This window comes from Janthinobacterium sp. CG3 (assembly GCF_000344615.1).
Classification (GTDB): domain Bacteria; phylum Pseudomonadota; class Gammaproteobacteria; order Burkholderiales; family Burkholderiaceae_D; genus Janthinobacterium.
This window is the reverse complement of record NZ_KB467827.1, coordinates 1-6640: the sequence shown is the minus strand read 5'-3', so window position 1 is coordinate 6640 and position 6640 is coordinate 1. Positions and strand designations below refer to the sequence as shown.

General features: G+C 54.5%; 8 protein-coding genes and 2 pseudogenes. All 10 read right to left on the bottom strand.

Annotated elements, in window-relative coordinates:
• The coding region (locus JANGC3_RS0127805; RefSeq protein ID WP_026133612.1) for a hypothetical protein at positions 1-308 on the bottom strand (308 nt) is incomplete at its 3' end.
• 648 nt (positions 309-956) lie between these two features.
• Positions 957-1823, bottom strand: coding sequence for a plasmid replication initiator TrfA (trfA, locus tag JANGC3_RS32035; RefSeq protein ID WP_081612071.1), 867 nt, complete (start codon positions 1821-1823; stop codon positions 957-959).
• A gap of 119 nt (positions 1824-1942) precedes the next feature.
• Positions 1943-2212 carry a type II toxin-antitoxin system RelE family toxin gene (locus tag JANGC3_RS0127790; protein ID WP_017879769.1) on the bottom strand — a complete coding sequence of 90 codons (270 nt, stop codon included), beginning with the start codon at positions 2210-2212 and terminating at the stop codon, positions 1943-1945.
• The gene (gene relB, locus JANGC3_RS0127785) at positions 2196-2426 is read right to left on the bottom strand and encodes a type II toxin-antitoxin system RelB family antitoxin (protein WP_017879768.1); all 231 of its coding nucleotides are present in this window, start codon (positions 2424-2426) and stop codon (positions 2196-2198) included. Before relB ends, JANGC3_RS0127790 begins: the two co-directional genes overlap by 17 nt.
• A gap of 57 nt (positions 2427-2483) precedes the next feature.
• Entirely contained in the window at positions 2484-2726 is a 243-nt protein-coding gene (locus tag JANGC3_RS34400) for a hypothetical protein (protein ID WP_442905272.1), read from the bottom strand.
• A gap of 282 nt (positions 2727-3008) precedes the next feature.
• A pseudogene (locus tag JANGC3_RS34395) lies at positions 3009-3353 on the bottom strand (DNA-primase RepB domain-containing protein); the annotation flags it as partial.
• A 47-nt stretch (positions 3354-3400) separates the two neighbouring features.
• Positions 3401-3901, bottom strand: coding sequence for an IncQ-type mobilization protein MobB (locus JANGC3_RS33430; protein ID WP_026133611.1), 501 nt, complete (start codon positions 3899-3901; stop codon positions 3401-3403).
• Positions 3902-4229: 328 nt separating this feature from the next.
• A pseudogene (locus JANGC3_RS34390) lies at positions 4230-4643 on the bottom strand (relaxase/mobilization nuclease domain-containing protein); the annotation flags it as partial.
• The gene (locus JANGC3_RS32025) at positions 4640-5044 is read right to left on the bottom strand and encodes a plasmid mobilization protein (RefSeq protein ID WP_081612069.1); all 405 of its coding nucleotides are present in this window, start codon (positions 5042-5044) and stop codon (positions 4640-4642) included. The gene JANGC3_RS32025 and the pseudogene JANGC3_RS34390, both read right to left, overlap by 4 nt.
• A gap of 203 nt (positions 5045-5247) precedes the next feature.
• A partial coding sequence (locus JANGC3_RS0127765; protein ID WP_017879764.1) for a putative bifunctional diguanylate cyclase/phosphodiesterase occupies positions 5248-6640 on the bottom strand: 1393 nt, incomplete at its 5' end.

The window sequence follows — 6640 nt, the reverse complement described above, 5'->3', positions numbered from 1 at the left end:
AAGGCGAGCTCCTTATTGGCAATGACTAGCTCTGCCGCCCGCTTTTCTTTCTCTTCATTTTGAAAGGCGAGCTCCTTATTAGCAATGACTAGCTCTGCTACCCGCTTTTCCTTCTCTTTATTTTGAAAGGCGCGCTCCTTATTGGCAATGACTAGCTCTGCTACCCGCTTTTCTTTCTCTTCATTTTGAAAGGCAAGCTCCTTATTGGCAATGACTAGCTCTGCTGCCCGCTTTTCTTTCTCTTCATTTTGAAAGGCAAGCTCTTTAGTGGCAATGACGAGCTCTGCTAACTCCGACAACTTTTTCATATAGTTTTACCTCCGTTCCAGTCGTCCGCTGGGGACAAATAAAGTGGACGTACAAACCATTTCCTGAGCGCAGCCGAAGGGGCCCTGCCGAGATGATGGGGAAGTAATTTGAATCGAGCCTTGCTCATTTTTTTCACCTATTCAAGTAAAAGTGCAGAAGGTCGTGTTCCGATAGGGGAAACGGGAAAAATAGTACGCTAAGGCTGCGCCATAACTGGACAAAGGGAACGACGCCCTTGGCTGTTGCAAAAATCTGTTGCGGTTGCCGAGACTATCGCAACAGCTTTGTGCAATGATTTACGCCCGGCGAGCTATCAAAAACGTTGTTCGTGCACAAAGGATCGTTTGCGCACGACCTTATCCTCCCCCGGTCGCACCTTACCGCCTTGTTGACGTATCGCCTTACCTTTCCCCAACCACACAGTGGTGGGGGCGGTGTGTCAGATCCCCGGCCTCGCTTTGCTCGGTCGGGAGTTATCCACAGGGCGCTTCGCGCACGCGGATTAAAGAAATATTAAAGAACTATTAGCAAACCTAGCTCTCATAGGGGAAATTGACGTTTCCCGTATCCGGAACCACGTGCCAACGTATCCGGAACCACGTGCCAACGTATCCGGAACCACGTGCCAACGTATCCGGAACCACGTGCTATCTTCGCAGCCTGCCTAAGTGCTTTTTCTGGCTCAATGTCGGAATCTTGGAGACTCGAACTAGATCGTCATCGCCTATTTCCCATGCTGTGATGGCTCCTATTTTTTCCAGTTGGGCCAGCGCCAATTTCAACTTCTGCCGGAATTGAGGTAGTGCTGCCGTGCTGCCACACAGGTTTCTAATCGTTTCCACACGATATGGATGTGGGACTGCATGGGTGGCGTAGAAGCCATGCAGCCACTTGGCCAAGCTGTTCTTACCGAGAGCTTGCCGCTGCTCCCAATCGATATGGGAATAGCCTCCCTCATAGAGGCCGAGCATCTTTTGGTTAAAGATAACGACGTAGCGTTGCGTCGCTTCGTCACGGAAAAAATCAGTTACTAACGAACCGCCATACGTTCTTTTGTCTGCCGTCCAAGTGATCTCAATGAGCCCACTTGTCAGTCTGGCAATTTCCTCTTTGAGCTCTTCGTGATGCTTCCCTGAGGTCCCTCGGCCGAGCGCTTTCAGGAGGGAGTGGGCGCTGAATTCCACTCGATTACCAAGCGGCTGCTGTCGTCCCAAATGCAAAAGCATTTCCCATACATCGAGATCGGTTTGATTGAACCGCACACCCAAGAAGCGAATTTCTTGACCCTCTACGCTTGCGATTAGCTCACGTTTCTTGGAGCTCGTCCTGATCTGGCTGACGCTGAACACAGCTCCGCGCAGTACGGCGTTAGGGACGCCGCGCACGCTGTCAGGCCATAACTCTAAGGACATTTGCGGTGGTGGGCGCGCGGGTTCTTTCTTGGCGACCGTCTTGCGATTGGCGTTGAGCTTCGCCAGCGCGTCACTCAACGGTTTAAAATCTGATTTAGCCATGATTTGAAGCCCTATTTCAAGCTGTGGTTAGGCGTAGGCCGGGGTTGCTCCCCCTGCCTACGCCGCCTAAATGCTAATTCGACACACCGCCCCCTACCACTACGCGGCTGGGAAAAGGTTTAGCGGTACACCTCGCGGCGGTTGCCGATCTTCACCACGAGAACGCGCAAAGCGCCGTCCTCGATGCTGGCTATGATTCGGTAATCCCCTATGCGGTACTTCCAGAAATCACCCAGCTTGGAACCTTTGAGGGCTTCGCCAATGCTGCGCGGGTCGTCCAGCGCGGCAATACGGCCATGCAGGAAGGTAAGAATACGTCTTGCCGTCTGCGGGTCGAGTTTGTCTAGGTCGCGCTCTGCGGCGCTATCAAGCTCAACCTTCCAAGCCATAGCGCTTCATCACGTCTTCAAGCGGGATGGACTGAGATTTTCCTGCGCGGTTGGCAATCAGCCGCTGTTCGGAAAGATACAAGTCTTCGAGATCGTCGAGGTGCTCCCGAATGGCCTCGATCATGTAAAAGGTTTTGCTGCGCCCAGTGATTTCAGCCAAGCTATCAAGACGGTTTGATACGTCCTCTGGCAAACGGAGTGATACGGCGGCCATGAATGTCTCCTAAAATAAAATATGCGCTACAAGTATTGCACGCGGCAATAAGAAACGCTATCGACTTATGTCTGGGCCGTTGCGCTTCGCTTGCTGGGACTGCTCTTGAGCTTGCTCCTGCCGGTAGTGCTTCACCTCTGGGGCGTTCCACGCCTTTTCAGCCGTGCGCCTGGCATAGTCCTCGATGTGACCCGCCTTGCGGCTCTCCACGTTCGGAGAGCACTCCCGGATGCCCTTCTCGATGTCCTGCACGGTGAAGCGGCCACCCTTTGCCATGTCCTGCGCGATCATCCAGTCCATGCGTGAGAGGTCCGCGCCATCGCCATACTTCGCCATCAGGCGCTGCGCCTGACGCTGGTATTCCTTGGCGGGGTCATACTCGCCATATCCCGGCTTGGCCGTCTGGAGAGCTTCTAAGCGCCTCTGACGCTCTTTTTGAGCGCCTACCCTGTCCAGCTCCTGATCGACGCACTCCAAGAGCGCTGGAGCGGCTTTAGCGGCCTTGCCAGGGCATTCATGGGCAAGCACATACGGCTGTCGCCCATCGCGGGCGTGTTTGGGCTTTTGGTTCGTGAACCCGGCTAGCCGCCCGTAATGCTTGCTGTCGGCGCTGTTCAGGTCGCCGCCGTAGTGCTTTGCCAATGATCGCGCCGCTACAGTGCGCGCCTCGTCGGATATAGGCTTATCCGATAGCTTGACCCATGCCTGATAGTTTCCCGGCGAGGTTTCTATCGTTGCAGCGGATGGAAAACCATCCTTTGCCATGCGAGAAATTGTATCCGCCGTCAAGTCGTCAACCAGTACCAGCCCATGCTCTCCAGCCGGGCGGATATATACGTCGTTGCCCTTGGCGTTCATGCGTTTGAGCCATGCGGTGGACTGCTCCACCTCTGCGCGACTCCATTCCCGGTTAATCATTTGCCCGGTCTTGGCTTCCCGAATTCCAACTTCAAAGCGCGGTACGTCCAGCGCCTTTATTTGTTTTTGGAGCGCTTCAAGGCTTCGATCACGGCGGGTTTCAGATATTCCGCCACCGCTTGCGCGTCCAGACTGTTCTGGATTATGGGCGGTCTCAGCCAGAGCCAAAACGCGCTCACGAGCGCCGCTGTAAACAACCCCGTCATCAGGGCTAGGGCGTAATGCGTCCACTCCATTCTCTGGCCTGCCTTGTCCAAGCTCTTGGCGGCTTTGTTCGCTTCTTTCGCTGCGTCCTTGTAGCCCTCCACCGATTCCGTTAGCTGGCGCGTGAACGTCTCGCCTTGCTCCCGGCTCTTGCGCTCGATCTCGGCCAGCGTCTGCCGCGTCTCGTCGGCCAACGCTGCCATCGCTTGGGCCAGTGGCTCCAGCGTCGTGGCCAAGTCCTCCACGCTCTGGTGCTTGGCCTGCCTCAAGGCCTCGATCTGGCTCGCCAAACGCTCTAACCGTGTCTCGTTCGATACTGCTGCGGACTGCCGCAAAGTCTCTATCTTGCTCATACGTAACCCCTCGTTTTGCCAGCCCTGCCGGACTGTAACCCTTGCCCAGGTCGCTACCTTTCATGGTCATGCCATCCAGTCGATACGACAGGCCGGACAGCTTCGAACCCTCCAACTGGACGACTGGCACCAGCTCGACGCCCACGGCGTCCAGCCACTCCTGATACCCGGTATAGCTTCGGCAATTCTTAGCTGCTGCATCACAGAACTGCTGCAACTGCTGCCGGGTGGACGGCTCGCCAGTCCGTACGTGCTGCTCAATCTCGCCCTTGGTGGGCGCTTTACGCTCGGCCTCGATGCTCGACGCCACCCGTTGCAGCCCGTAATCCTTTTCCATCTCGCGCATGATGACCTCCTGCCGCTTGTAGTCGTGGCTGTCGCTGGTCACGCCGCCATCGAGGCGAATACGGTTCGCCAAAATATGGATATGCTCGTGTTCAGTATCAACGTGGCGGGTCATCACAAACTGGTTGTTTTCCAATCCCATGCCCTCCATATATCGCTTCCCAATCTCACGCCACTGGTCATCAGTTAGCGTTTCACCTGGAGCCGCGGATAAAGAAACGTGCAAAACGGCCTTGCCCAGGTTAGGTCTTAGCTTACGAATTTCGCCGAACTCTGCCGCAAGTTCTCGCGGTTTTTCACCCGCCATGTTCTTGTCAATGACGCGGCCTTGCTCCTTTGTGAGGTCGTATTCCAACGCACCACGGAAGCCTTTACCCTTCACCGCCTTGGCAATCATTCGCTGCCTTTCATGCCAATCAGTGCAAGCCGCAACTGATTAACTTCCGCACGCAGATTCTCAATAAGGCTGTCGCTTATCACGACATTCCGGCCTTCGTTTCCCGCTCTGGCTAACTGATTTAAATTTGCTGAAAGCCGCGCCAGGTCGGCGTACTCCTCACGGTTGATCGCCGGAACTGGCGGCGCCGGGAGACGACGCGATAAAGCGGCCTGGCGCAACCAATGCGCCGGCGTCACGCTCATGGCGTCGGCCTTGACCTTCAAGGCATCGAATTCGGAACGCGACACACGCACGCCGATGGTCACATCGCGGACGGTGCCGGGTTCATTTTTTGGACGGCCACCTCGCCCACGCCTGGGCGCGGCGGTGCCGTCTGGTTCTGGCTTTTGCTGTTGCATTTACAACCCTCCGAGCGCAGCGAGTGGGGGCGATGACCGCAGGGAAGAGGCTAGTTTTCGCTTGCGAAAACATGGCTTGCTACTAACCCGCTAATCTAGTCGATACCTATATCATACGTTACGTTAACGTGGGTGGGTGGCAGAACATCAATGGCAATAGCAAGCGCTTCTGCTCCAGCCAGTCATTCTGCCGCTTACGTATGTCAACCCTGCCCCAGTAACGCCTCAAACTGCTCAATCGGTACCGGCTTGCCAAACAGATACCCTTGGTAGTGAGTGCAGCTCCTGTTCAGCAGAAATTGTCGTTGATCTTCCGTTTCCACCCCTTCGGCAATAACGTCTATGTTCAGGCTGTGTGCCATGGCAATAATGGCGCACACAATCGCTTTATCGCTGCTATCCGTGGCGATATCGCGTATGAACGACTGATCGATCTTGATCTGATTTATCGGTAGACGCTTAAGATATTGCAAAGACGAAAAGCCAGTGCCAAAGTCGTCCAGTGCGAATCTGACACCGATTTCTTTCAATCCACTCATAGTTACAATGGCGCTCTCGATGTTCTTCAACAACAAGCTTTCGGTGATTTCTAGTTTGAGTCGCGTCGGGTTGATGGCATGGCTTTGCACGAGCGACTGCACTTGTGCCACGAAATCGACTTGGTGGAATTGCACGACACTAATGTTGACCGCCAAAATCAGATCGCAGGTTAGCGCATCTTGCTCCCATACCTTGAGACGGGTACAAGCCGTCTCAAGAACCCATTCCCCGATGGCAAGGATTAAACCAGATTCTTCCGCCAGCGGAATAAATTGAGCGGGAGATACCAAACCGCGATCTGGATGTATCCAGCGAATCAATGCCTCCGCGCCAAACGGACGGTGCAAACTGTCCACCTGAATTTGGTAATACAACTCAAATTCCTTGTTCTCAAGTGCTTTGCGTAAATCGCCCTCAATGGCGGTGCGGGCGTTAATGACGTCCTGCATTTCCGGGTCAAAGAATCTCAGGGTGTTGCGGCCTGCCATTTTTGCCTGATACATGGCCATGTCGGCTCGTTTCAGAAGTTCTTCCACAGACTTGGCGTTATCGTTAAAAAGGGTCGCACCGATACTGAGGGTGCTGTGGTGTTTGTGCGTGGCAAGGAGGTAAGGCTGATTGAGCGTAGCGAGAATTTTATCGCCGACGGCTTTTGCTTGTAATGCGGCTTTAATGGGTTGCTGACTCAGGTATTCCAGCACTACCACAAACTCGTCGCCACCCAGTCGTGCCACGGTGTCGGTTTTGCGCACACAGGACTCCAGGCGTTGCGCTGTCTGTTGTAGCAGTAAGTCCCCGAAGCCATGGCCGAGGGTGTCGTTGAGATCTTTGAACTTATCAAGATCAATGAACATCAGCGCACCGTCCCGACCACTACGCTGACTAGAGGCGAATGTGCGACGGAGCCGATCTAGCAAAAGCCGCCGGTTGGGCAGGCCAGTGAGCGTGTCGTAGAAGGCTAGGTTATTAAGCTCTTCCGCCCGCTTTTCTTTCTCTTCATTTTGAAAGGCAAGCTCCTTATTGGCAATGACTAGCTCTGCCGCCCGCTTTTCTTTC

Excerpts from the sequence above, each read along its gene's own strand:
- JANGC3_RS0127790 (WP_017879769.1), bottom strand. The coding sequence starts at position 2,212 with ATGGCTTGGAAGGTTGAGCTTGATAGCGCCGCAGAGCGCGACCTAGAC.
- JANGC3_RS32025 (WP_081612069.1), bottom strand. The coding sequence starts at position 5,044 with ATGCAACAGCAAAAGCCAGAACCAGACGGCACCGCCGCGCCCAGGCGT.
- JANGC3_RS33430 (WP_026133611.1), bottom strand. The coding sequence starts at position 3,901 with ATGAGCAAGATAGAGACTTTGCGGCAGTCCGCAGCAGTATCGAACGAG.
- relB (WP_017879768.1), bottom strand. The coding sequence starts at position 2,426 with ATGGCCGCCGTATCACTCCGTTTGCCAGAGGACGTATCAAACCGTCTT.
- JANGC3_RS34400 (WP_442905272.1), bottom strand. The coding sequence starts at position 2,726 with ATGGACTGGATGATCGCGCAGGACATGGCAAAGGGTGGCCGCTTCACC.
- trfA (WP_081612071.1), bottom strand. The coding sequence starts at position 1,823 with ATGGCTAAATCAGATTTTAAACCGTTGAGTGACGCGCTGGCGAAGCTC.